General features: G+C 66.5%; 26 protein-coding genes and 1 tRNA gene. 15 read left to right on the top strand and 12 right to left on the bottom strand.

Features of this window, described 5'->3' with window-relative positions; translation table 11 throughout:
* Positions 1-13: 13 nt before the first annotated feature.
* Positions 14-475 (bottom strand): GtrA family protein, encoded by a 462-nt coding sequence (locus ACJH7A_RS23555; protein WP_318984282.1) that lies wholly within the window; start codon positions 473-475, stop codon positions 14-16.
* Between the two features lie 46 nt (positions 476-521).
* Between ACJH7A_RS23555 and ACJH7A_RS23550 the strand changes: the two genes are divergently transcribed.
* Positions 522-1,145, top strand: coding sequence for a metal-dependent phosphohydrolase (locus ACJH7A_RS23550; RefSeq protein ID WP_406802794.1), 624 nt, complete (start codon positions 522-524; stop codon positions 1,143-1,145).
* Here ACJH7A_RS23550 and ACJH7A_RS23545 read toward each other — a convergent pair.
* Positions 1,135-2,556 (bottom strand): PLP-dependent aminotransferase family protein, encoded by a 1,422-nt coding sequence (locus ACJH7A_RS23545; RefSeq protein ID WP_406802793.1) that lies wholly within the window; start codon positions 2,554-2,556, stop codon positions 1,135-1,137. The two genes, ACJH7A_RS23550 and ACJH7A_RS23545, sit on opposite strands and share 11 nt — an antisense overlap.
* Positions 2,557-2,605: 49 nt before the next feature.
* Here ACJH7A_RS23545 and ACJH7A_RS23540 point away from each other — a divergent pair, with 49 nt between their 5' ends.
* Positions 2,606-3,088 carry a carboxymuconolactone decarboxylase family protein gene (locus tag ACJH7A_RS23540; RefSeq protein ID WP_406802792.1) on the top strand — a complete coding sequence of 161 codons (483 nt, stop codon included), beginning with the start codon at positions 2,606-2,608 and terminating at the stop codon, positions 3,086-3,088.
* Here ACJH7A_RS23540 and ACJH7A_RS23535 read toward each other — a convergent pair.
* Positions 3,057-3,956: an alpha/beta fold hydrolase gene (locus ACJH7A_RS23535; protein WP_406802791.1), complete on the bottom strand. Its 900-nt coding sequence runs from the start codon at positions 3,954-3,956 to the stop codon at positions 3,057-3,059. The two genes, ACJH7A_RS23540 and ACJH7A_RS23535, sit on opposite strands and share 32 nt — an antisense overlap.
* 80 nt (positions 3,957-4,036) lie before the next feature.
* Between ACJH7A_RS23535 and ACJH7A_RS23530 the strand changes: the two genes are divergently transcribed.
* On the top strand, positions 4,037-4,666 hold the full coding sequence (locus tag ACJH7A_RS23530) for a winged helix-turn-helix transcriptional regulator (protein ID WP_406802800.1): 630 nt from the start codon (positions 4,037-4,039) through the stop codon (positions 4,664-4,666).
* Positions 4,667-5,095: 429 nt separating this feature from the next.
* Complete coding sequence (locus ACJH7A_RS23525) at positions 5,096-6,562, top strand: hypothetical protein (RefSeq protein ID WP_406802790.1); 1,467 nt, start codon at positions 5,096-5,098, stop codon at positions 6,560-6,562.
* An 82-nt stretch (positions 6,563-6,644) separates the two neighbouring features.
* Here the strand turns inward: ACJH7A_RS23525 and ACJH7A_RS23520 are convergent, their stop codons facing one another.
* The 6 genes from ACJH7A_RS23520 to ACJH7A_RS23495 all read right to left on the bottom strand — a co-directional run bounded on the left by ACJH7A_RS23520 (position 6,645) and on the right by ACJH7A_RS23495 (position 12,525).
* Positions 6,645-7,280, bottom strand: coding sequence for a hypothetical protein (locus ACJH7A_RS23520; RefSeq protein ID WP_212807493.1), 636 nt, complete (start codon positions 7,278-7,280; stop codon positions 6,645-6,647).
* Positions 7,281-7,457: 177 nt separating this feature from the next.
* Complete coding sequence (locus tag ACJH7A_RS23515) at positions 7,458-8,288, bottom strand: ABC transporter permease (RefSeq protein ID WP_212807491.1); 831 nt, start codon at positions 8,286-8,288, stop codon at positions 7,458-7,460.
* Entirely contained in the window at positions 8,285-9,211 is a 927-nt protein-coding gene (locus tag ACJH7A_RS23510; protein WP_406802799.1) for a glycosyltransferase, read from the bottom strand. The genes ACJH7A_RS23515 and ACJH7A_RS23510 overlap by 4 nt, the downstream gene beginning before the upstream one ends.
* Before the next feature lie 5 nt (positions 9,212-9,216).
* Entirely contained in the window at positions 9,217-10,020 is an 804-nt protein-coding gene (locus ACJH7A_RS23505) for an ABC transporter ATP-binding protein (RefSeq protein ID WP_406802789.1), read from the bottom strand.
* 2 nt (positions 10,021-10,022) lie between these two features.
* Positions 10,023-10,553: a bacterial proteasome activator family protein gene (locus ACJH7A_RS23500; RefSeq protein WP_293023487.1), complete on the bottom strand. Its 531-nt coding sequence runs from the start codon at positions 10,551-10,553 to the stop codon at positions 10,023-10,025.
* Between the two features lie 13 nt (positions 10,554-10,566).
* Positions 10,567-12,525, bottom strand: a complete 1,959-nt coding sequence (locus tag ACJH7A_RS23495) for a DUF6541 family protein (protein WP_406802788.1) — start codon at positions 12,523-12,525, stop codon at positions 10,567-10,569.
* A gap of 109 nt (positions 12,526-12,634) precedes the next feature.
* Here ACJH7A_RS23495 and ACJH7A_RS23490 point away from each other — a divergent pair, with 109 nt between their 5' ends.
* Entirely contained in the window at positions 12,635-13,831 is a 1,197-nt protein-coding gene (locus tag ACJH7A_RS23490; RefSeq protein ID WP_212807477.1) for a cysteine desulfurase-like protein, read from the top strand.
* Here ACJH7A_RS23490 and ACJH7A_RS23485 read toward each other — a convergent pair whose 3' ends face one another.
* Positions 13,832-14,230, bottom strand: a complete 399-nt coding sequence (locus ACJH7A_RS23485; protein WP_212807475.1) for a thioesterase family protein — start codon at positions 14,228-14,230, stop codon at positions 13,832-13,834.
* Positions 14,231-14,373: 143 nt separating this feature from the next.
* Entirely contained in the window at positions 14,374-15,345 is a 972-nt protein-coding gene (locus ACJH7A_RS23480; protein WP_406802787.1) for an NAD(P)H-quinone oxidoreductase, read from the bottom strand.
* Positions 15,346-15,409: 64 nt separating this feature from the next.
* Between ACJH7A_RS23480 and ACJH7A_RS23475 the strand changes: the two genes are divergently transcribed.
* The 7 genes from ACJH7A_RS23475 to istB all read left to right on the top strand — a co-directional run bounded on the left by ACJH7A_RS23475 (position 15,410) and on the right by istB (position 20,721).
* Positions 15,410-15,499, top strand: a tRNA-Ser gene (locus ACJH7A_RS23475).
* Positions 15,500-15,659: 160 nt separating this feature from the next.
* Entirely contained in the window at positions 15,660-16,766 is a 1,107-nt protein-coding gene (locus ACJH7A_RS23470) for a site-specific integrase (protein WP_082761692.1), read from the top strand.
* A 297-nt stretch (positions 16,767-17,063) separates the two neighbouring features.
* Positions 17,064-17,210, top strand: coding sequence for an excisionase family DNA-binding protein (locus ACJH7A_RS23465; protein ID WP_082761691.1), 147 nt, complete (start codon positions 17,064-17,066; stop codon positions 17,208-17,210).
* A gap of 151 nt (positions 17,211-17,361) precedes the next feature.
* The gene (locus ACJH7A_RS23460) at positions 17,362-17,586 is read left to right on the top strand and encodes an AlpA family transcriptional regulator (protein WP_061006247.1); all 225 of its coding nucleotides are present in this window, start codon (positions 17,362-17,364) and stop codon (positions 17,584-17,586) included.
* 248 nt (positions 17,587-17,834) lie between these two features.
* On the top strand, positions 17,835-18,164 hold the full coding sequence (locus ACJH7A_RS23455) for a uracil-DNA glycosylase family protein (protein WP_082761690.1): 330 nt from the start codon (positions 17,835-17,837) through the stop codon (positions 18,162-18,164).
* Positions 18,165-18,250: 86 nt separating this feature from the next.
* Positions 18,251-19,900, top strand: coding sequence for an IS21 family transposase (gene istA / locus ACJH7A_RS23450; RefSeq protein WP_406802786.1), 1,650 nt, complete (start codon positions 18,251-18,253; stop codon positions 19,898-19,900).
* Positions 19,897-20,721 (top strand): IS21-like element helper ATPase IstB, encoded by an 825-nt coding sequence (gene istB / locus ACJH7A_RS23445; protein ID WP_406802785.1) that lies wholly within the window; start codon positions 19,897-19,899, stop codon positions 20,719-20,721. Before istA ends, istB begins: the two co-directional genes overlap by 4 nt.
* A 228-nt stretch (positions 20,722-20,949) precedes the next feature.
* Here istB and ACJH7A_RS23440 read toward each other — a convergent pair whose 3' ends face one another.
* Positions 20,950-21,582 carry a TetR/AcrR family transcriptional regulator gene (locus ACJH7A_RS23440; protein ID WP_406802784.1) on the bottom strand — a complete coding sequence of 211 codons (633 nt, stop codon included), beginning with the start codon at positions 21,580-21,582 and terminating at the stop codon, positions 20,950-20,952.
* 110 nt (positions 21,583-21,692) lie between these two features.
* Here ACJH7A_RS23440 and ACJH7A_RS23435 point away from each other — a divergent pair, with 110 nt between their 5' ends.
* The 3 genes from ACJH7A_RS23435 (at position 21,693) to ACJH7A_RS23425 (ending at position 23,234) form a co-directional block, all read left to right on the top strand.
* A complete protein-coding gene (locus tag ACJH7A_RS23435; protein ID WP_406802783.1) occupies positions 21,693-22,379 on the top strand; it encodes a hypothetical protein in 687 nt (228 codons plus the stop codon).
* A gap of 123 nt (positions 22,380-22,502) precedes the next feature.
* Positions 22,503-22,853 carry a uracil-DNA glycosylase family protein gene (locus ACJH7A_RS23430; RefSeq protein ID WP_082761689.1) on the top strand — a complete coding sequence of 117 codons (351 nt, stop codon included), beginning with the start codon at positions 22,503-22,505 and terminating at the stop codon, positions 22,851-22,853.
* Between the two features lie 63 nt (positions 22,854-22,916).
* Positions 22,917-23,234: a hypothetical protein gene (locus ACJH7A_RS23425; protein WP_061006252.1), complete on the top strand. Its 318-nt coding sequence runs from the start codon at positions 22,917-22,919 to the stop codon at positions 23,232-23,234.
* Positions 23,235-23,551: the final 317 nt, after the last annotated feature.

Raw genomic sequence — 23,551 nt, 5'->3', positions numbered from 1 at the left:
GTACCGGCCAACCTCACTTCAGCCGGAAAATCACGGTTCGCTGCACCACGAAGTTGATGACGGTCGCCGTGCCCTGGGCAATGACAAAGGCCACAGGTCGCCGCCAGGACTCGCCGGCGAATTGCAGATAGAACAGCTGATTGATGCCGACCTGAAGACCGAAGGTGACTGCGTACAAGATCACAACCGCGATGAAGCGCGCCCGGCTCGGTTCGGCCTGGAAGGTCCAGCGCCGGTTGATCAGATAGGCCGTCGTCGTACCGGCGATGAAGCTGAGTGTCTTCGCGATGAGCGTCGCCCGGGCATCCGGCATGCCATTGGCGACGAAAACGGCACTGAGCAGCGCGTACAGCCCGTAGTCGACGACCGCGGACAGGCCACCCGTGACGACGAACCGCCACGCCTGCGTCACCAGGCCCAAAGACGCCTCGACGGCCTTCTCGGCACTGTGTTCGGCGTTGTGTTCGGCGGGGATGTCCACTGGCTCGGCCACGCGGGCAGCTTACGTGCACCATGGACACGTGACCGATTTGCTCCAGGCATGGCACACCCTGTTGGCGCGGCATTCGTCGTCGCCGCGAGTCGACGACGTCGGGGCGGCGCTGCTGGGCCGGTGGGCCGAGCCGCACCGCAGTTATCACGACCTGAGTCACCTGCGCGGCATCCTGGCCGGAGTGGACGCCCTGGAGGAGTACGCGGACGATCCGGACGCCGTGCGCCTGGCGGCCTGGTACCACGACGCGGTCTATGCCGGGCAGTCCGACGACGAGGAGAACAGCGCGCGGCTCGCGGAGTCGGACCTCACCGATCTGGGTGTGGCCCCGGAGTTCGTGGTGGAGGTGGGCCGCTTGGTGCGGGTGACCATCACCCACGATCCCGCAACCGACGACCACAACGGCCAGGTGCTGTCCGACGCAGACCTGGCGGTGCTGGCGGTGCCGCCGGTCGATTACCAGCACAACACCGCCCGGGTGCGGGCCGAGTACGGCCACGTCAGCGATGCGGATTTCGCCCTGTGGCGGGGCCGGATGATCGCGGCGATGCTCGCCGGGCCGTCGCTGTATCGCACGGAGGCCGGGCGGCGGCTGTGGGAGGACGCGGCGCGGACCAATCTGAAGGCGGAGCTCGCGGCGCTCAGCGGCTGACGGCCGTCAGCACGTCGTGCAATGCGTCGAGCGCCGCGGTGAACTCGTGGTCGGCGGGCGTGCCGAAACTGACCACCACGCCGTCCTGTCGTGGCGTGTCGAGTGCGGCATCCGGATGGCGCAGCAGTGCCAGTCCGGACAGTGCGATCCCGGCGTCGGCCGCGCGCCGCATGACCTCGTGTTCGGTATCGTCCGGCAGCCGGATCAGCGCGTGCAGTCCGGCGGACAGTCCACTGATCTCGACATTCAGCCCGGACAACTTCGCCGCCAGGGCATCGCGCCGGCGGCGGTAGCTGTTGCGCATCCGGCGAATGTGCTTGTCGTACTGGCCGGATTCGATGAAGTCGGCCATGGTCAGCTGCTCGATGGCGTTGACGTAGAACTGTTGTCCGCCCGCCGCCGCCAGCACCGGATCGATCAGGTTGTCGGGCAACACCATCCAGCCCAGCCGGAGCACCGGTGACAGGCTCTTGCTGGCCGAGCCGAGATAGGCCACCCGACCGGGATCCAGACCCTGCATCGAGCCGATCGGCTGCCGGTCGTAGCGGAACTCGCCGTCGTAATCGTCTTCCAGGACATAGCCTTTCGTGCGGACCGCCCACTCGAGAGCGCGGGTCCGACGCGAAGGATGCAACGGTACGCCGTGCGGGAAGTGATGCGCCGGCGTGAGCAGAACCGCTGCGGCGCCGGTCTTTTCGAGGTTGTCGACGACGGCGCCGTGGTCATCGATCCGGATGGGCACGGTGCCGGCGCCGCTGGCGGCGATGGAGTCCCGGAACAGGAACAGACCGTAGCTCTCGACCGCAATGGTGCCCGGCGCGAGAACTTTCGACAGCAATTCGACGGCGTGCCGGGTCCCGGCGCAGATGACGATCGATTCGGCCGTGGTGCGCACGCCGCGGGCCCGGGCCAGATAGGTGGCCAGCGCGGTGCGCAGTTCGTGGCGGCCACGGGCGTCGCCCGTTCGGAGCGCTTCGGTCGGGGCGTTGGTAAGGGCCCGTCGGGCCGACGCCAGCCAGGCCTGCCGTGGGAACGCCGCGACGTTTCCCGAACCGGGCATGAGGTTGTGGGTAGGGGTGCCCGGTTGGGCGCGCTGGGTGGCCGGTGCCGATTCGGTGTGCGCGCCGATGACCCAGGTGCCGGCGCCCTGGCGGGAGCCCAGCCAGCCCTCGGCGACCAGTTCGGCGTAGGCCTCGGCGACGGTGTTGCGGGCCAATCCGAGGTCGGCCGCCAGTGATCGGGAGGGCGGCAGCATGGTCCCGGCAGGTAGCCGGCTTGACCGGACCGCTTCCCGCAATGCCCGGATCAGCTGATCGCGGGTGCCGCGCTGCCCCGGCTGGACGGTCTGGCCGAGGTCCAGATGCAGGTCCAGCCCGGCGTTGCTCAGCTCAGAATTGGCCCATGAAACCACGTCCAAATTGAACCATGTTCACGGGTTTTTGATGGCTAGCGTGGATGTCATGACCGAGACACTGAATGCACCGACCACCACCGCCCACGCGGGGCGCATCGATATCTATGACGCCGCTCCCGAGCTGTACGCCGGGATGATGGCCTTCAGCAACGCCGCGTCCAAAGAACTCGATTCGACCATCGGTGAGCTGATCAAGATTCGCGCCTCGCAGATCAACCACTGCGCCTTCTGCCTCGACATGCACGTCCACGACGCGCGCCGGTTCGGCGAGACCGAGCAGCGCTTGGCCCTGGTGGCCGCGTGGGAGGAAGCCGGCGACCTGTTCACCGAGCGCGAGCGCGCCGCGCTGGCCATCACCGAGGCCATCACCGATCTGAGCCGTGGCCCGGTTCCGGATGACGTCTATGCCCAAGCGGCCGCCGTGTTCACCGAGCGTGAGCTCGCGCATGTCGTCGGCATGGCCGCCGTCATCAACTCGTGGAACCGGCTGAACGCCGCTACGCGGAAGGCCGTCCCGCGCCGTCGCTGAATGCGCGGATCGCAGAAGCGAATTCCTCGGGGGCGTCGGACTCGACATAGGTTCCGGCGCCCTCGACGATGACGGTCGTGTGGTCGGGGAACGTCGCCTCCAGTCGCTCACGCTCCTGGGCGCGGAAGGCGATGTCGGCGTCGCCCCAGACGATCAGGGTCGGCAGGTGGGCGACGTCCGGCAGCCCGCGCTCGACCTCCGCGAAGAAGTCCCGGCTCGCCAGTACGCGGCCGGGAAGTACGGCCGACGCCTGGCGCCGGTCCGCGGTGTCCAGCGCCTGCCGGTAGTGGTCCATCTCGGCGTCGGTGAGCTTCCGTCTCCGGTGGCCGGTGGGGATGAACGCATTGACCAGCAGATTGAACTGGCGGACCAGGAAGCGCGTCGGCGGCCCGCCCATGATGCGGCCGAACGCTTCGAAGTGCAGCTCGCCGTTGACCGGCCAGGCCCAGGTATTCGCCAGCACCAGCCGATGGAAGACCCCCGGGCGCCGCTGGGCCACCGCGAGGCCGATCATGCCGCCCCAGTCCTGTCCGACCAGCGTGACGTCCTTCAGGTCTAGAGCGTCGACGAACGTGGTGACGACATCCGCGTGCTCCTCGGGCAGGTAGCGATAACCGGGCCTGGGCGTCGACAGTCCGAAGCCGGGGTAGTCGAGGGCGATGCACCGAAAGTCCTTGCACAGCAAGCTGATCACGTCGCGGAAGAGGAATGACCAGGTCGGATTGCCGTGCAGCATCAACAGCGTGGGGCCGGCTCCCTCGTCGACGTAGTGGACGGTGTGGCCGTCGATCTCGATGAAGTGGCTCTCGAACGGGAACAGTTCGTCGTCGACCCAGGCGGGCCGTGTGGTCTGTGCGGTGTTGGTCATGGCAACCCCTGTTGGATCGGCTTTCCCGGTATGCTTGAACATCTCACAGTCACTTGAGAAATTCAAGCAGAAGGATGGCGATGCGGAGCTACGACCAATACTGTGGGCTCGCCCGTTCGCTCGAAATCGTCGGCGACAGATGGAATCTGCTGATCGTTCGGGAATTGCTCATCGCACCCGCCCGCTATCGCGACCTGATCGACCATCTCCCGGGTATCGCAACCAACCTGCTTGCGGATCGGCTCCGGGACCTCGAGGCGGCGGGCGTCGTCGAGCGGCGGTTGGCCGGCGAGGGAAGTGCGGTCGAGTACGCCCTCACCCCGTGGGGCGCGCAGCTGCGCCAGCCGATCGAGAGCCTGCTCCGCTGGTCCACGCCGTTGATGATCAGCGGTCCCGCCGGCGGTGACTCCTTCCGGCCGGAGTGGCTGACCCTCGCCGTCCCGGCTCTGCTCAACGGCCGGGTCAAGGTCCGCTCCGCCGTGACGATCGGCCTCGTGGTCGACGACCGGACCCTGCAACTCCGCGCGACGCGCTCCGGCTTCGAGGTCGGCCCGCACGACGGCCGCGAGCTCGATGCCTCCGTGACGGCGATCCCCGCCTGCATCCTCGGTCTCGCCGCGGGCGCACTCAGCCTCGGTGATGCGAGTGCGCTCGGGCTGGTCGAAGTCGACGGCGATGAGGCTGTCGTCCGATCGGTCCTTGGTACGTGAGTGGCGGGTCGGGCTGACCCGGTAGCAACTCTCATGCCCGGGGCCCGGCGGTGCCGCTGGGCTCGGGAACGCGCCTCGCGGGGAGCGTGGGCTCGGGACGCCGACGCGGCGTAGTCGGCGAATCGCGGCCACCTTCGAGCGCCGAGCCGAGCAGTAGCTTGCGTAATATTTCCAATTGGTAGCAATTGGCGCGGCGGCTGCTGGAGCTGGAGAAAAATCGACGTAGTAGTCAATTATGAATGCATCTAACTCAAGTTTGCGAACGCTCAATCTAGGCTGACCAGCTAATAACCTAGGCGTAAATGGGCGCTCCGGGTGGCCATTTCGGACAAAATGAAACACGTTCCATCCGTCGATTTTCGGCAACTGCGCGGCAATATGGATTTATGGTGCTGTGGTCAATATCACATCTACCTTCGGGGAAGCACCATGCAAATTGCTGTTCGCTCCAGCCTCACGACGGGCGTCGCACTGATGGGTGCCGGGGTCATCGCTCTGGCTCCGGTCACCCACCAGCCGGCGCCGGATCTGCACCTGCCGGCACTGCATGCAAGTGCGGTACAACTCGCCGCGCAGGTGAACCCGATCACCCAATGGGGACAGATCATCACCGAGGCGCTGCAGAACACCAAGGGCATCGTCACCGGCGTGATCGCAGACCCGGCGCCCGTCCTCGGCCAGGTGGTGCGGAACCAGATCGCCAGTGCCGTCGCGGTCGGTGGATCCGTGCGGGACTACCTGGTTGCGGTCGGTCAGCAGTTGGGCACGACGCCGGAATCCTTGAAGCAGGCGTTCCAGCAGCTCGCCGCCGGGCATGTCGCTGACGCGGTGCAGACGTTGTACAGCGCGGTGCTCACGCCCTTTGTCCTGCCGATCCTGACCACGAGCATCCTCACCGATGTGCAAGCGGCATTCCGTAAGCCGGTGCAGAACATGCTGAACGTGATCGACACCGCGATCACCTCACCGACCGGCATGGGCTGGGTTCTGACGGCCGGATTGCCGTTGCTTGCGGTGATGAGTGACGTCGTGACCGCCACCGGTGACGGACTGCAGAACGTGGTCAACGCGTTCAGCGCGAAGAATCTGGGTGCTGTGGTGAACGCGATCGTTGCGATGCCCGGATCCATCACCGGTGCCTTGCTCAACGGCTACAACGGCGACGGCGCGGGCATTCTCGGGCCGAACGGCATCGTGCAAGGGCTGCGAAATGCGTTGGGCATCATCGCAACCGCGATCAAGCCGGTGACTCCGCCGCCCGCCGCCGCAGTCAGTGTTCCGTCACCGGCGTCGGCGACGGTCTCGGTCTCGATTGACGCGAAGGCGGCGCTGACTGCCAAGCCGGCCGCGGCGGCAAGTCCGCTCGCAGTGGCTCCGACCGCGTCGCCTGACAAGACGGCCTCCGAGAAGACCGGTGCGGAGAAGACCGGTGCGGACAAGACCGGAGCCGACAAGACCGCGGCCGACAAGACCGGGGCTGACAAGACCGCGGCGGGCGCTGACGACAACGCTGCGGCGCCCGCGGCCGGTGCCGGTGACGACTCCGCGTCGGCGACCAAGCCGGCCGCGTCCGACAAGGTCGAGGCTCCGGCGGCTGACGCGGGTACCGACTCCGCCGCGGCCGCGGTGAAGCAAGATCGCCGGACGCGCGGTGCCAAGTCGTCGAGCAGCGCTACCGGAGCGTCCACCGCAGACGGGACCAAGAGTGCCGACGACGGGACCACGACCCCCACGCGCAAGAGCACCCCGAAAACCAAGCGGGACGCGAAGGCGAAGGGCGCGGACAACGCCGCGTCGGGCTCCGGTACCACCAGTGGTCACTCGCGTGACGCGGCCGGCAAGTCACAGGGTGCCGGCAAGAGCGATCATGGTTCGGCCAAGGGCGGCGGTGAGTAACAGCCGGCTGGTGCCCTGAATCTGGACGCGCTGGTGCTCGGGATCGGCCCGCACTCCGACCGATCCCGAGCGTCGCGGTGAATCAAGCAGTGGTGTCGAAAGCGTCCCGGATGCTCTCGCGAGAGGCCGAGACCTGCGCTTCGATGGCCTCGCGGGCCGACGACGCGGTGGTGCGCAGCTCGCCCCACTCGCGCGAGGCGACCTCGCGGACGTCCTCGACGCCCTGGGCCGCGGTGCCGGCCACGGTGAACAGCCCGTCCACCGCGGTCGCGGTCAGGGCGCCCTGGGCGCGGACCAGCGAGCCGGCCACCTGCGACGCACCGGCGATGATGGCGTTGGGGCCGACGGCGTTACGGCCGACGTATTCGCCGACGGCGCTGCGGATGTCGCGTCCCGACTCGGCCAGGACGTCCTGAACAGCCGAACCGGTCTCGCTCACCGCATCCGGCAGGGTGGCGCCGTCACGGATGGAGGAGATCACCTTGGCGGGCGACTCGACGACCGCCTCGGTGGCGGCGGAGGTCGCACTGACCAGTTGACGGGTGAGGCTGTGGCCGGCGTCGAGCTGACGCTCCAGCACGCCGCTCAGCACCTCGCGGATGGCCAGGCCGGTGTTGGTCGCCTCTTCGGCGGCGGCCTTGGTGGTCTCGACGAGCTCGGCCTCGATGACCTGCCCGTTCGCGGTGTCGTTGGTGGTGGGAGTTTCGGTGATGGTCATGGTTGCTCCTGTTGGAACGCGGAAAGCCGGTCGCCCCAATTGAACTCCGCGCCACCGAACCCGAGGTGACGCTCAGGTGACCGGCCGGATCCGTGGAGACAACCAGCTGAGCCCGGCGCAGTGACCTGCGCGACACGCGGCCCGTCGATCGCCGCGCCGGACCGCCGAGGTGGCGAACTACACCCAGTACGGCACGCGCGCGCGGTACTGCCGCATCGCCAGCGCGGCGACGATCCAGCCCGCAACGGTCAACGTGATCACCACGAGCCAGTGCCGCAATTCCTGGGGTTCACCGAGCAGCGGCGCACGCACGATGTCCACGTAGTGCAGAAGTGGGTTCAGCTCAATGATTTTCGACCAGGTGCCCGCACCCTGAAGACGCAGTGTCTGGTCGTTCCAGATGATGGGCGTGATGTAGAACAGCAGCTGCACCAGGCTCGCCAGCAGCGGACTGATGTCCCGGTACCGCGTCGCCAGGATGCCGAAACACAGCGCGACCCAGACGCAGTTGGCCACGATCAGCGCCAGCGCGGGGATCACCGACAGGTCGGCCCACGACCACGGCTTGGGGAAGATGATCGCGATGATCACGAAGATGATGATGTTGTGCGCGAACAGCAGCACCTGCCGCCACACCAACCGGTAGACGTGCACCGACAGCGGCGTCGGAAGTTGTTTGATGAGGCCCTCATTGGCGATGAACACGTCAGCGCCTTCGAGGATCGACGCGTTGATCAGGTTCCAGATGATCAGGCCCAACGTCACGTAGGGCAGGTGCTCGGCCAGCGGTAGGTGGAACAGCTGCGAGTACAGGCCACCCAGTGCCACGGCCATGGTGCCGGTGGCGATGGTGATCCAGATGGGGCCGAGTACCGAGCGCCGGTAGCGCTGCTTGATGTCCTGCCAGCCCAGGTGCAGCCAGAGCTCGCGCTTGCCGAAGCCGGTCACCAGGTCGCCCCAGGCGCGGCGCAGCGTCTTGGACTGCGCGGCCGCGTCGGTGAACGTCATCGCTGTCCTCCTGTCGTGGGTCCGCCCGCACCGGGCCTGCTGAACTTCTCGTCTCGTCCCAAGCGGCGCAACCGCATCCACTCACGCAACCCGGCCGGATCACGTCGGGTGATCAGGAAGTACCACCCGAACCGCACCCACTCCTGGGGAACCAGCTTGCGCAGACCTGGTTGGGACTGCAGGTAGCCGCGGTTGCGGTACGTGAAATAGCGTTTGGTGGCGTCGTCGGGGTACTGCGTGTGCATGCGGCCGCCGAGGATCGGCTTGAACTCGTCGGACCCCTGCGGGTGCAGGTACACCGCGTTCAGGCACGTACCGAACGGCAGGCCGGAGCGGACGAGCCGGCGGTGCACCTCGACCTCGTCACCGCGGACGAACAGCCGGATATCCGGTACGCCAACGGCTTCCAGCGTCGCGGCCCGGAACAGTGCGCCGTTGAACAACGACGCGATGCCGGGCAGCAGGTCGACGCCGGCATTCTTGTCGACCTGCAACTCGGACACATACCGCCGCCACACCAAACCGCGGCGCAGCGGAAAGGCCAGGCGGGCAGGTTCATTCAGGTCACACACCATGGGGGACACCTCGGCCAGGTCGTGCTTGGCCGCACAGTCCAGCAGCGTCGCGAGCACGGACGAGTCGGCGGGGCGTCCGTCGTCGTCGGCCAGCCAGACCCACTCGGCGCCCAGCGACAGGGCATACAGGATGCCGAGGGCGAAACCGCCTGCGCCGCCGAGGTTTCGGGCCGAACCGAGGTACGTCGTCGCGACCGGCTGGGACTCGACGAGAACCCGCACCGCCGGATCGTTGTCGTTGTCGACGACGATGACGTGGTCGGGCAGTCGCGTCTGGGAACACACCACGGCAAGGGATTTCGCCAACAGCTCCGGCCGTCGGTGGGTGACGATCACCGCGCACAACATGTCGGTCACGTCTGGCGCTCGCGCTCGTTCTCTTCGAGCACCTCGCGCACGTGCCGTGCCGCGTCCTCGCCCTCATAAGCGCGGACGACGTCCTCGATGCCACCGGTCATGCGGATGGTGCCGTGGTCGACCCACATCGCGGTCTGGCACAGCCGGGCCAGGAATTCGTTGGAATGGCTTGCGAACACCAGGATTCCGGAGCGTTCCACCAAGGCTTGCAGCCGGGTGCGGGCCTTCTTGAGGAATTCCGCGTCGACCGCGCCGATGCCCTCGTCGAGCAGCAGGATTTCGGGGTCGATGCTGGTGACCACACCCATGGCCAGGCGCACGCGCATACCGGTGGAGTATGTGCGCAGTGGCATCGAGAGGTACTCGCCGAGTTCGGTGAACTCGGCGATCTCGTCGACCTTGGCCAGCATCTGCTTGCGGGTCTGCCCCAGGAACAGACCGCGGATGATGATGTTCTCGAAACCGGAGATCTCCGGGTCCATGCCGACACCCAGGTCGAAGACCGGGGCCACGCGGCCGCGGACGGTCGCCGAACCGCGCGTCGGTTCGTAGATGCCCGACAGCAGGCGCAGCAGCGTCGACTTGCCGGCGCCGTTGTGCCCGACCAGACCGACCCGGTCGCCCATGTTGAGCGACATGGTGATATCCCGAAGTGCTTCGATCACAACGACATTCGACTCGTTGCGGTTGATCCCGCCGCCGGCCTTGCCCAGGAACGCCTTTTTGAGCGAACGGGACTTCGCGTCGAAGATCGGGAATTCGACCCACGCGTTCTGCGTGGAGATGTGCGGTTCCGTCACGTCTACAGGTACTGGCCGGTGCCGGACTGGAACGGGCCGCGACCGGCGTCGGCGCCGGGCGGCAGGGCGCCCTGACGCATCTGCTCGAGCTGTGCCCGGGCGGCCATCTGCTGAGCGAACAGGGCCGTCTGGATGCCGTGGAACAGGCCTTCGAGCCAGCCGACCAGCTGGGCCTGCGCGATGCGCAGCTCGGCGGCCGACGGCACCTTCTCCTCGGAGAACGGCAGCGACAGTCGTTCCAGCTCCTCGGTCAGCTCCGGCGCGAGGCCGTCTTCGAGCTCCTGGATGCTCGACCGGTGGATGTCGCGCAAGCGGTTCCGGCTCGCCTCGTCCAGCGGCGCGGAGCGTACTTCTTCCAGCAGCTGCTTGATCATGGTGCCGATGCGCATGACCTTGGCCGGCTGCTCGACCAAGTCGGTCAGCGATTTGCCTTCGTCGCCCTGGTCGGAGTCCTGTCCCGGTTCCCCGCCCAATGCCAGGTCCCCGCCGATGACCTCGATGTTGTCGTCGTCGTCTTCTGGTTTCAGCGTCATGCCTGCAGTGTTCCTATCTGTTCGCCGGTGCGGCGTCGCCGCGCCACTCGTAGATGCGGGACCGCCCATTGTCGTAGATCTTCGCCCACGACTTCGACCTATCCAGCGACACTAGTCCGTCGGGCATGACGAACCCCTTGACGATGGTCGAGCTGGTGATCACGTACTTGATGTTCAGGGCGTGCACGGCCTCGGCGATCCGCCGATCGGTGTCGGCGTCGTCGGCGTAGGCCCAGAAGATGAAGCGGTGGTAGCCCGGGCCCTGTTGCTGCGGGTAGTCGTAGTGGGTCCACAGCGGATGTAGGCCGGCGACCGCGTACATCCACGACGTGCCGTCGGTGTTCGCGTTGCCGATCAAGGTGTCCTTGGCGCCGGGCAGCGTCGCCAGGTAGGCGAAGGCCTGGAGATTCTTGTCGTTGACCATGATCTGGTCGTACTTCTGGCCGATCAGGTAGCGGTGCCGCGGGAAGTAGTGCCACGCGAGGCCGACCGTCGAAAACGCGAGCAGGGCCACTGTCACCGCGGCCCAGAACCGCTCTGTCCGGGGCGCACGTTTCTGCAGCCAACCGACGGCGAAGGCGATGACGGCGAACAATGCGATGCCGGCGAACGGCGTGATCAGCAGGGTGACCACGGCGGACAGCCGGCGCGGGTCGCTGTAGTAGAGGTCCGCGTACGACCCGATCAGCGCGCCGATCGGACCGCCGAACGGCGCACCGGAATGCACGATCGCGACCATCAGCACCACCCACACAAACGCCGGCCACCAGACGCGCTTGATCAGCAGGATCAGACCGCCGATGCCGCCGAGCGCGATCAGCATGTTCTGAATCGGGTAGTCGTTGAGGTGGCGCGTGTGCTGCACGATGGCGTTGAACAGCACCCGGAGCCGGGTCTGATGCGTGACGAAAGCGTGCCCGACGATGATGTCGGCCTGCGCGAGCACTCCGATGAACTGGGGCAGGAACAGCAGCAGAGACGGCACGGCGACGGCCGCCAGGGTCACGAAGTCGGCGAGCCGGCCGCGCACCGGATTCCGGAGGGTGTCGCACAGCCACCAGGCGCCGACGAAGGTGACGACGACGACGCCGCCCGTGATGTGGGTGGAGAACACCCCGATCAGTGCGATGACGGCCAGCGGGATCCGGTCACGGTGCCGCAGGCACGACATGATCAGCACGGTCGTCGGCCCGGCGAGGCCGTAGGCCACCAGGTTGGGGACGGCGGCAACGTCGAACTCGACGTAGGGCACCGCGGTGAACGACGCCGCCAGCGCCCCCGCCGCGGCGGCGGCTCCGGCGCTCCAGCGCTGGCACTTGTACGGCCGGACCATGGCCCACGTGAGACTCGCCGCGCTGACCGGGAACAGCCAGACCGAGGCCGCCAGGGAGTGCAGGGTGTAGGCCGTCGCGGGCGCGGCACCGGTGAGTTGGCAGAAGACGGCGGCCAGGGCGTGGAAGGTCGACGGGTAGTACAGCAACGCGTGCGTCTCGACGTTACGAAGCTCACCCATGTGGGTGGGTGAGGCCTGACCGACGTCGAGAATCCAGCGGATGGTGTTGCCGTGCCAGACCGAGTCCCAGGTGCTCGGAATGGATTGCCAATGTGGCATGCCGAGGATTGCTGAAATTGCGATCGCCGTCGCGCCGACGAGAATTCCCGCGGCGACGAACAGGGCCGGGCCGCGGCTTATCGCGAGCGCTTCTGCCGCGGTGTCGCGGTAGCGCCGTAGCGCACGACGAAGCCCGGCAACCACCGCGACCACGATGACGAATGCCAGCAGAGCCGTCCAGCCGTTCCAGGGGACCCCGACGGCACCCAGTGGCAGGACGGCCAGGGCCACGATGCCGTAGGTCACTGCGGGGCCGACTGCGATGGCAACGGGCCAGGTTAGCTGTGCTACGCGGGCGGTGATTGCTCCAGGGATCACCATGATCAACAGGGCGACAAGGACGCCGGACGCCAAGCTCACTGCACTAGTATGGCTGTTCGGGTGGCCCGGCTTTCGCCGGTGTGCAGCGGGGCACGCCCGCCGGAAAAATTTGGCTGGCAGGCCTGAATCGCTCGAAGGTTGGCATGGCATGGCATACGACGTCGCCCGGGTGCGCGGTCTGCACCCGTCATTGGGCGGCGGCTGGGTGCACTTCGATGCCCCGACCGGAATGCTGCTGCCGGATTCGGTAGCGACCACCGTTTCGACCGCCTTCCGCGGTTCCATGTCGTCGGCCGCCGGCCCGCATCCGGCCGCGCAGCGCAGCGCCGCGGTCCTGACCGCCGCGCGACAGGCGGTCGCCGATCTCGTCGGTGGCGACCCGCGCGGCGTGGTGTTCGGCGCCGACCGTGCCGTCCTGCTGAACTCGCTGGCCGAGGCGTCGGCGTCGCGGTCGGGGCTGGGCTACGAAGTGGTCGTCACCCGCCTGGACGACGAGGCCAACATCGCGCCGTGGCTGCGGGCCGCGAATCGCTATGGCGCGAAGGTGAAGTGGGCCGAGGTCGACATCGAGACCGGCGAACTGCCCAGCTGGCAGTGGGAGACGCTCATCACCCGGCCGACCCGGCTGATCGCGATCACGTCGGCATCCTCGAAGCTCGGCACCGTCACTGATCTGCGGCCCGTGACCAAAATGGCCCGGGAGAACGGCGGCATGGTCGTCGTCGACCACTCGGTGGCCGCGCCTTACCGACTGCTCGACATCAACGACGTCGACGCCGATGTGGTGGCGCTGAACGCGATCGCGTGGGGTGGCCCGCCGATCGGTGCGCTCGTGTTCCGCGACCCCGCGATGATCGACACCCTGGCGGCGGTTTCGCTCGATCCGAACGCCACCGGGGCCGCGCGCCTGGAAGTGGGCGCGCACCAGTTCGGACTGCTCGGTGGCGTCGTCGCCAGTATCGAGTACCTGGCGAACCTCGACGACGCCGCGACCGGCTCCCGCCGCGAACGGCTCGCACGATCCATGCAGTCGGCCGAGGCCTACCTCAGCCGGGTGTTCGGGTACCTGCGTAACTCGCTGCGGTCGTTGCCGTTGGTCATGGTGCTCGGCGCACCCGAGGCCGCCATTCCGGTGCTGAGCTTCGCCGTCCAGGGCGTGCCCGCCGACCGCGTCATCAGCCGGCTCGCCGACAACGGCGTACTGGCCGTGTCGGACGGCAACTCCCGGGTGCTGGAGGCCATCGGCGTCAATGACGTCGGCGGTGCCGTGACGGTCGGTCTCGGGCACTACACGACGACGGCCGAAGTGGACCAGCTCGTCCGGGCGCTGGCGTCGCTCGGTTAGTTACGCGTAGGCCAGAGCGTCGAGCAGCAGCTGCGGCGGTTCGACCTTCCCGGAGCCGTCGGTCGCGATACAGACGTAGACGGTCCGCGCGGTGACGATGGGCCGCGCGGAATCGCCTGCGTGGATGAGGAATTCGACGGTGAACGAGGTGCGGCCCCGGGCCGGCACGGTGACGTCGACGTGAATCTGGTCGCCCCACTTCAGGGAGCCTGACCAGTCCAGTTCGGTGTGGACCACCTGGGCGTCGACGCCCGCCTCGAAGATGTCGCGCCATGACGCCGTCCGGGCGATGAACGCGCCGAAGGCCTCGTCCATGTAGGCCAGGTACCACATGTTGAAGACCACGCCCTGCTGGTCGACCTCGAGATAGCGGACCGGCGCGGTGTACGTGAACGTCACTCTGCCAACCTATCGGCCTCGGTTGATCCTGCGTTCAGGGCGTTGCGCTTTCGGTGAGTTCATCGATTCCGCTCAGCGCCGCGAGCGTGACCTGGTGGCGGAAAACCGGCCTCGAAACCGCCATGTGGTCAGTTTCGGCGAGCTCAATCCCTGACTTGCAGAAGCACTTTCCCGGATACCGCCCCCGCCTGCAGGAGCTGGTGGGCTGCCGCCGCCTGTTCGATGGGCAGCTCGGCGCCGATGATGGGCTTCACCCGGCCGTCGGCAATCATGGGCCAAACATGTTGCACCACTTCGGAGATCACCGCGGCCTTGCCGGACGGCCCGTCGAGCGGGCGGGAGCGCAACGCGGTGGCGATGACGCCGGCCCGTTTACCCAGCAGCTTGGCGATGTTCAGTTCGCCCTTGACGCCGCCCTGCATGCCGATGATCACCACGCGGCCGTCGGGTGCGAGCGCGTCGATGTTCCGGTCCAGGTACGCCGCACCCATGATGTCGAAGATGACGTCGGCGCCGCCCACCTCGGTGATCCGCGCGACGAAGTCTTCGTCGCGGTAGTTGATCAGGATGTCGGCGCCCAGTTCGCGGCAGAGCTCCAGCTTTTCGAGTGACGCGGTGACTGCGACGCGGGCGCCCAGTGCGTGCGCGACCTGGATCGCATGCGTGCCGATGCCGCTGGCGCCGCCGTGCAGCAGCACCAGCTGGCCGGACCGCAGATGCGCGGTCATGGACAGGTTGGACCACACCGTGGCGGCGACCTCCGGCAGACCGGCCGCATGCTGCAGGCTCACCCCCGCGGGGATCGGCATGACCTGGGCCGCGGGCACGGCCACCTTCTCGGCGTAGCCGCCGCCGGCCAGCAGGGCGCACACCTCGTCACCGACAGCCCAGTTCCCGACGCCGGCACCGACCTCGGAGACGACGCCGGAAACCTCCAGCCCGAGAATGTCGCTGGCGCCCGGCGGCGGGGGATAGAGGCCCGCGGCTTGCAGCAGGTCGGCCCGGTTCACTCCGGCGGCCGTGACGTCGATGACGACCTCGCCCGCTTTGGCCGTGACGTCCGGGACCTCGGACCATGCCAGCTGACCTGGGGATTCGACGACGATCGCGCGCATAGCCGCAACGCTACACACGGACCCTCTGAGGTTGTTCGGGCCCGGACCCCTTAGGCTGTTCGGCGGTGGCGTGGCAGAGCGGCCTAATGCACTCGCCTTGAAAGCGAGAGTTGGTTAAACCCAACCGGGGGTTCAAATCCCTCCGCCACCGCCAACACCAGCGGATATGCCGCCCATCAAGTATCGGACCCGGAGCGGCCGTCTCCGAAGGTGACTCAACATGACACATGGGGGCCGGAATCGGTCCCGCGAGCTGTGTCGGCGTGTCGTTCCGCGCGGCTGGTCTCACCGAATTTCTAGGGTGAGGTAGACGCATGAAGATCCCGAGTTACGTGACGGTGCGCGAGTTCCCGTCCGGCCGTCGGTACGAGGTAAGGCTCGAAGTAACAGGCCCCAACGGCGCGCGGCATCAACGCCGCCGGAGGTTCCGCACGTTGAAAGAAGCGATAGACGCGCACGCCACCGTCACTGCAGAACGAGCAGCCGGAACGTGCACCGCGCCGTCACAACTCACGGTGAAGGCGGCGTGCGAACAGTGGCTGGCGGGCAAGCGAATCAAGCCCACCACCCACGCCGCGTACACCGCCGCGCTCGCTCCAGTCATCGAGAAGTACGGCGACCGCCCGGTGCAGAAGATCGTCAAGGCGGACGTGGAGAAGCTCGTCGTCGAGCTCCGTGACGGCACCGGACCACGCGGTTTGTGGGCGCGCACGAGCATCAACCCCATGCTGGCGCGGTGGCGGTCCGTGTGGAAAGACCTTCAGGCTCAAGGCATCTTGCCGAGGAATGTGATCGACCTCGTGGAGCCGCTGCGTCGGCCGTCGGGTGCACCGGACCTGAAGCTCGATGATGTGTTGTCCGAAGTCGAAGTCGAGCAGCTCGTTGACGCCCACGCGGTGTCTGCTCCGCCGGCCGACGCCGCTCCGAAGGTGGTGCGGGAGATTGAGCACGCGCATCTACGAGAGCTCTTCGTGCATCTCGCACTGCCTGGCCTGCGCCGCGGTGAACTGGCCGGGCTACGATGGTCCGCGATCACCCTCGACGCCGAGGTTCCGACGCTCGCGATCCGGGCAACGAGGGTGTCAACGGCGCAAGGTGTGATCGAGCAGGACGACGCCAAGACGCTCTCCAGCGCAAGGGAACTCGACGTGCCTCCGCACCTGATCCCCATCCTGCGCAGAGTCCGGCGTGAGCAGCGGACAACGCGACTCGTGGCGGGTGAGCTGTGGGAGGGGCCGAACGACGGCTACGTGATCGCGCATCCGTACGGCCGCCCGGTCAGCCCCCGCGCACTGAACGCGTGGTGGAACAGGTCGCTGATGTTCGCCGGTGTCCCGCACCGCCGCCTTCATGCATCCCGGCACACCGCGGCGACGCTCTTGCACCTGCGAGGTGCACCCACAGCGACGATCGCGGCGTAGCTTGGGCACGCTGACGGTGTGCTGGCGATGCGCACTTACGCACACACCTCCCGGGAGTCGTTGGCGTCTGCGGCGGCGCTGCTGTCGCCCAGGGTGTGGGGTGAGCGGTGACGTTCTCGGTGTGCACCGACGTGTTTCGGCGTGTCGTACGGATCGTTCGTCGGAATCGGAAACGCGTGATCGGATTGCAGGTATGAGCACCACAGACCCGGCCGCGCTGGCCGCGACGATCGCCGCGGTTTTGGCGGCGACGCAAAGTGAACCCGCACCCGCTGCGGCACCGCGACGGTACTAACCGTGGAAGAAGCTGCCGACCGACTGAAGGTGAGGCGGTCGCTGATCTACTCGCAGCTGCGGTCGGGGGAGCTGCGGTCGATCAGGCTCGGCAGGCGGAGGTTGATCCCGGCTGCGGAGGTCGACCACATCATCAGCGAGGCGGCATAGCCTGCCGGCAACGTCTTCTGCACCGTCACCGGCAACGGGTTATCCCGTTGCCGTTCCTGATGTTTCGGGTATAGCTCGTTGCGGATTTGGCGTGAAAAGCTATACCTATTTCAGCCACCGGTATTCACGCGGGGGCATACCGTCTGGCGGCATGGACGTAGCTGCGGAACCCATCGACCATGACGACCTGACCCTGCTGAGCATTCCGGAGGCGGTTAAGGCGCTGAGGGTTGGGCCGACACACTTCTACAAGTTGATGGCCGATGGTGTGATCCACCCGCTGAGGCTCGGGCGCCGGACGCTTCGAGGTGAAGGGAACCCGATCAGCGGACCCAGCCTTCTTCATAACGCTCCGCGAATTGATGCACTCGCGTGACCACCCGGACAGGTACTCGATCTGGATCTTCCACGGCATCGACCTGAACCTCGGGACGGCTGCCAGCTTCACGGAGCACCACGGGCCTGTCGACGAGACACACTTCGAGCTCCGACCGATCCAATACGTGGGCCGGTTCACGGGTCCTCGGTAGAAGGCACCGAACCACGATGTACCCGAATACGGAACGTGAAAGTGTGGCTCGTGATCCACGCCGCCGCTGACCTCGCCCTACCTACACTCCACCGATGAGCTCGAACGCGGTGGAGCACGACATCGACGCCTCGCGGCGAAGGCTCAAGATCACCCTCGACACCGAGATCGCCAACTGTCGCCGCTGCGACGGCATGAACATCCCCGGCGTCACCGCGTCTGCGCCCGGCTACGGGTGCCTGACGTCACCGGTGGCTCTGGTCGGGCAGAGCCTGTGCGAGAAGTGTATGGAGAGCCAGATCCCGTTCACCGAAGGGAGCGGCGACCTGATCGACGAGGGCATCGCGCTCGCCGGCCTCACGAAGAAGCAGGTGTTCATCAGCAACGCGGTGCACTGCCATCCGCCCAATGACTTTGACTACTGATTCGAGAGTCGTTTGATCACGAATTTCGGAGTCGGTGTTGTCGAGGCGGAGTCGTTGACTGTGAATTCGGGAGTCACGGGCTGTCCATGTGGCGCGGGTTGGATACCGGTGTGCGGCCTTCGGCGTCCAAGGTGGAGTTGTATGCGGCGATTCGCCGGGATGCCCGCGCCGGGAAGTCGGCGCGGGCGATTCAGCGCGAGTACCGGGTGTCGTGGACGACGGTGCACAAAGCGCTGGGGTCGGCGTGGCCTTCGGAACGTAAGCACTATCCCAGCCGGGGCAGCAAGATCGATGACTACCGCGAGGTCATCGACGGTTGGCTGCGCGCCGATCTGACCGCCCCGCGCAAACAACGCCACACGGCCAAGCGGATCTTCGACCGGCTGCGCGAGGAGCACCAAGCCGACGTGTCGTATTCGCGGGTGCGGGCGTATATGTCGGTGCGCCGCGGGGAGGTCCTGGCCGAATCCGGCCGCGCCCCGGTCGAGGTGTTCGTCCCGCAATCGCACCGGCCCGGCGAGGAAGCCGAGGTCGACTTCGGCGATGTGGTGATCGAACTACGCGGCCAGCCGGTCACGTGCACGTTGTTCTCGCTACGCCTGTCGTTCTCCGGCCGCGCGGTCCACCGGGTGTTCCTGTCCGCCGGCCAGGAAGCGTTCCTGGAAGGCCACGTGCACGCCTTCGAGGTTCTTGGTGGGGTGCCATTCGGCCGAATCCGTTACGACAACCTGAAATCGGCGGTGTCGGCGGTGCTGGGGTTGTCACGGCACCGGGTGGAAAACGACCGCTGGGTGGCGTTTCGCTCCCACTACGCGGTGGAGGCTTTCTATTGTCAGCCGGGCATCGAAGGCGCCCACGAGAAAGGCGGCGTGGAAGGCCAGATCGGCTGGTTTCGCCGCAATCACTTCGTCCCGGTCCCGCAGGTCGAATCGATCGCCGAACTCGACGCCATGATCGACAAATGGGACGCCGATGACCTCGACCGGCGCATCGGTTCCCGGGTCCGCACTGTCGGTGAACTGTTCACCGTCGAGGCGCCATTGCTCTCGCCGCTGCCGGATGCCGCGTTCGAGACCGGCCGTTGGTTCAACCTGCGGGTGGATCGGCACAGTCAGATCACGGTGCGCACCAACCGGTATTCGGTACCGGTCCGGTTCGCCGGCCGCCAAGTTCGGGTGCAGCTGCACGCCTCGCACCTGGAGGTGTACTGCGACCGCCAGCTGGTCGCGACCCATGAACGCTTGCCGGGCAAGGCCGAAACCCGGCTGGAATTGGATCACTACCTGGAGATCCTGCTGCGCAAACCCGGTGCCCTGCCGGGGTCGACGGCGTTGGAGCAGGCCCGCGCGGTTGGGCGTTTCACCCCGGTGCACGACGCCTGGTGGGCCGCGGCACGCAAGACTCACGGTGACGCCGCCGGCACCCGCGAACTGATCGGCGTACTCCTGGCGCACCGGCACCTACCGCACGAGGTGGTGGTCATCGGGTTGGCCCGCGCCCAGGCCGCCGGAGCGCTCACCGCCGATGCCGTGGTCCTGGAAGCGCGAAAGGCCGCTGAGGACAGCACCTCTGAACTGTCAGATGAACACCGCGAAACCGGCGATGACACCGAGGCGGTGGCGTCGTTGACCGCAAGGCGGCTGGCCGCGTTACCCATTGATTCCCGCCCGCTGCCCTCGGTGGCGGCTTACGACGCCCTGCTGCGCACCCCCAGGAAGGACACCGCCACGCCATGACCACTACGACTTCTGTGAGCACCAGCCTGCCGCACCGGCGCGGATTGACCGAGCAGGCCTCCGACGCCGCGGTCGAGCAGGCCTGCCGGATGCTGCGTCTACCGACGATCCGCGCCAACTTCGCCGAGCTGGCCGATGAGGCCGCCGCCGAGCAGATGTCCTACCGCGGATTCCTGGCCGAGCTGTTGATGGCCGAATGCGATGACCGAGCCCGGCGCCGCGCGACGCGGCGGATCAAAGCCGCCGGGTTTCCCCGCGATAAGTCGTTGCGGGCCTGGGACTTCGACGCCAATCCGCACGTCGATGCCGCCGCAGTGCACACCTTGGCGAAATGCGAATGGGTCAAGAAAGGGTTGCCGCTGTGTTTGATCGGCGATTCCGGCACCGGCAAGAGCCATCTGCTGATCGCGTTGGGCACCGAGGCGGCGATGGCCGGCTATCGGGTGAAGTACACCCTGGCCACCAAGCTGGTCAACGAACTCGTCGAAGCCTCCGACGACAAACAGCTGTCCAAGACCATCGCCCGCTACGGCCGGGTTGATCTGCTCTGCATCGACGAGTTGGGCTACATGGAACTGGATCGCCGCGGCGCTGAACTGCTGTTTCAGGTGCTCACCGAACGCGAAGAGAAGGCATCGGTGGCGATCGCGTCCAATGAGAGTTTCTCCGGCTGGACCAAAACGTTCAGCGACCCGAGGTTGTGCGCAGCGATCGTGGACCGACTCACCTTCGGCGGCAACATCATCGAAACCGGCACCGACTCCTTCCGCCTGGCACAGACCCGCGCCAAGACCACCGATCAGACCGAGCCAGCCAAGTGATTGAGGATTCGGACCGACCAGCGAGGACCCGCACCGCGGTCAGCGATGGCGAGCTGGCCAACCTCGCAGAAGTGCTCACCGTCCTCGACGAGTTCTTGCGTAGCGATTCCATCGCTACGCTGCTGGTGGCGCACTTACAGGCCAACGGTTATAACCATGCTGGTTATGACGCCGCGCTGCTCATCGACTGGATCAGCTTCACCGCGCATGCGCTGCGGTCCTCGACTGTTACCTCTGATCAGTCGATACCTGTTTGGCCAGTTCAGCCAAGGCGATAACGCCCTGCATCATTTGCCCAGCCAGAACCGAGGGGTCCGTGTCGATCTGCTCACTAATGTTGGCCGTCAACGCCAGTGTGGCCAACCCGTGAGACAGTGACCACCCCGCCATGGCGAGTGCACGGACAGCTTCGTCGGTGACCGGTTCCGAGCGGTGCAATGTCAGACCGGATCGGGCCGTGCCATACAAAATATCGAATGCCGCGTTCTTGGCGACCAACAGCTTCGGGTCGTCGCCGCGGTACAGGTAAGGGCGGAACATCACCTCGAAGTAGCCCCGGTGGGTAAGGGCAAATTTCACATAGGCATGGCCGCCCAACAGGAATCCGGCCGGGCCCGTCGCGGCCGCACGGAGCATTTCTGCCTGCAGGCCGAACCCCTCGGTCGCTACCGCAGTGAAGATGCCGGCCTTGTCACCGAACTGATAAGCCAGTGCTGAGTGGGACACGCCAGCATGGCGGGCGATACGGCGCATGCTTACCGCAGCAACTCCGACGCCCTCCACCTCCTTGATGGCACCGTCGATCGCCGCCCGCTCAAGCTGCCCGTGGTGATACGGCCGCGACCGCGCAGTTGAAGCCATATGGGCAGCCTACCGAGCAATCTGACCATTGATAAGTTTCCTCGGATCGGGCATGCTGACGACAGTTCGAAGAACTGTCCACTGGTCAGATTGCCACTGAGGGGGCTGCCATGAACGACAGCAACGTGACGAGCGCCGAGACACCGGCCTATGGGAGTTCGGCACGCGTGACCCGATGGAGCGGCGTGATCGGGTTTGCGCTGCCGGCGTTGACCTTGCCGGTGTATCCGATCTGGTCCTACCCGCAAACCCAGACGTCGGGCACTGATGTGGCGGTGTGGGCGGTGGACCACCATGATCAGCTGGTCGTTACTCAGCTGCTCAACACTGTGGGCGTCACCCTATGGTTTGTCTTCGGTGCCGGGCTCTGGACTTACCTGCGCGATCGGCTGCCCACGCGATCAACGCTGCCGGTGTGCTTTGCCGCCAGCTTCTTCGGCTGTGTGATCCTCTTGCTCAGCGGCTTCACCGCGTTCAACCTCTTGCTTTACCGGGAACACACCGCAGAGCTGTCAACACTGCTCTACGACTTGACCTTTGGACTGTTGGCGATGTCAGGGATGCCCACCGTCGTGGCGCTCGGCTCATTCGCCATCGCGGTATACCGCCACAGAGTGCTACCCCTATACACCGCACATCTTGCGATCGCAGCCGCCGCAGTACACCCACTCCTGCTCGCCGCATTCATCGTCGAGGAAGGCCCACTTTCCCTGCAGGGCCTCTCGATCACGGCAATGCCGGCCTTCTTGTTCGTATGGATTCTCGGGACAGCGCTCGCGGTGACCCGCCAGCCTTGAGTCGAGAATGTGAAGCGGCGGCACCGGGTCCGAGCCCAGCATCAGTGACTCCCGAATTCGTGAGCAATCTGGCAGCCCAGGCGCCCTCAACGACTCCCGAATTCGTGATCAAACGACTCTCGAATCCGCTGTCAAAATCAGCCCAAGAACCGCGCGTCTCATCAGCACGAGATCGTCAACTGCGCACCGTTCCTCCACCGCGAGCTTGAGATCGTGCGCCCCCGACTGGTGATCACGTTGGGCCGCGACGCCGAACGTGTCGTGTCGTTCTTCTACCCGCGAGCGCGAGTGTCGGTGCCACCCTTCGAGCCGCCGCGGGGGCGGCTTCCAGGGGGCGTGCCGCTCGTCTTCGCCGCGAAGCATCCGTCGTGGATACAGCGCCAGCACGACAACGAACTCGAGGCCGGGTACAAAGCGAATCTGGCCGCGGCGATCCGGTGGAGCTTCGATCGGGTGCGTCAGCAAAACAGGTAGAGGACCCACCCGCCGAGCCCTACCCACTTCCTCCCGGAGTTCTCTGTTTTAGAGAATGCAGCCATGCCGCCGCGCTTCCGCGAGACCTGGGTCCCTTTCTGTCTCGACGATCTCGACCCCGCCGAGTCCATCCCGCTGCGCGACCCCGCAGAGTTCGTCCCGTACTTGACCGAGAAGTGGCCCGAGGGCGGCCGCCCCCACCGCGTAGAACTCCGCCGAGACGGCCGCCCGAACCCGAAGGGCGTGGATGGCTACCTCGTCTTCCGTGTCCTACCTCCGCAGCCGGACCCGGAGGACGCGGGCAAGCGGACGGTGACGGTGGACTGGTCGCAGCTGCGGCCGAAGCCACCCGTGAAGAAGAGGAAGCCGCAGGAGGAGTAGGTCTCGCGAGAGCTGCCTGACCGCCGCGAACATCACCACCGCGTCGGGCCTTCGGCTTACGCTGCGGTGACCGACCGTGTACTGGTGTCTCGTCGGAGGAGGCGTCTGATGGGTCGACGGCGCACGATGGGGAGCAGAGGTGCTCCTCCGGATCTCTACGCCCGCGGCCACCCGGGCGGCTGCACGTGCGCGGCGTGCCTCGGTATCGGGTTCCCGTCCAGAGCGCGCCGTAAGGAACAGGTCGAGCCGCCGGAACCGAAGCTGTGTCCGACTTGCCGCATCGAGTTGCCAGTCACCGGCGAGTGTGACAGCTGCTC

This window comes from Mycobacterium sp. SMC-17 (genome assembly GCF_045310915.1).
Classification (GTDB): domain Bacteria; phylum Actinomycetota; class Actinomycetes; order Mycobacteriales; family Mycobacteriaceae; genus Mycobacterium.
The sequence above is the reverse complement of the archived record's forward strand: the minus strand, read 5'-3'. Positions and strand labels throughout refer to the sequence as shown.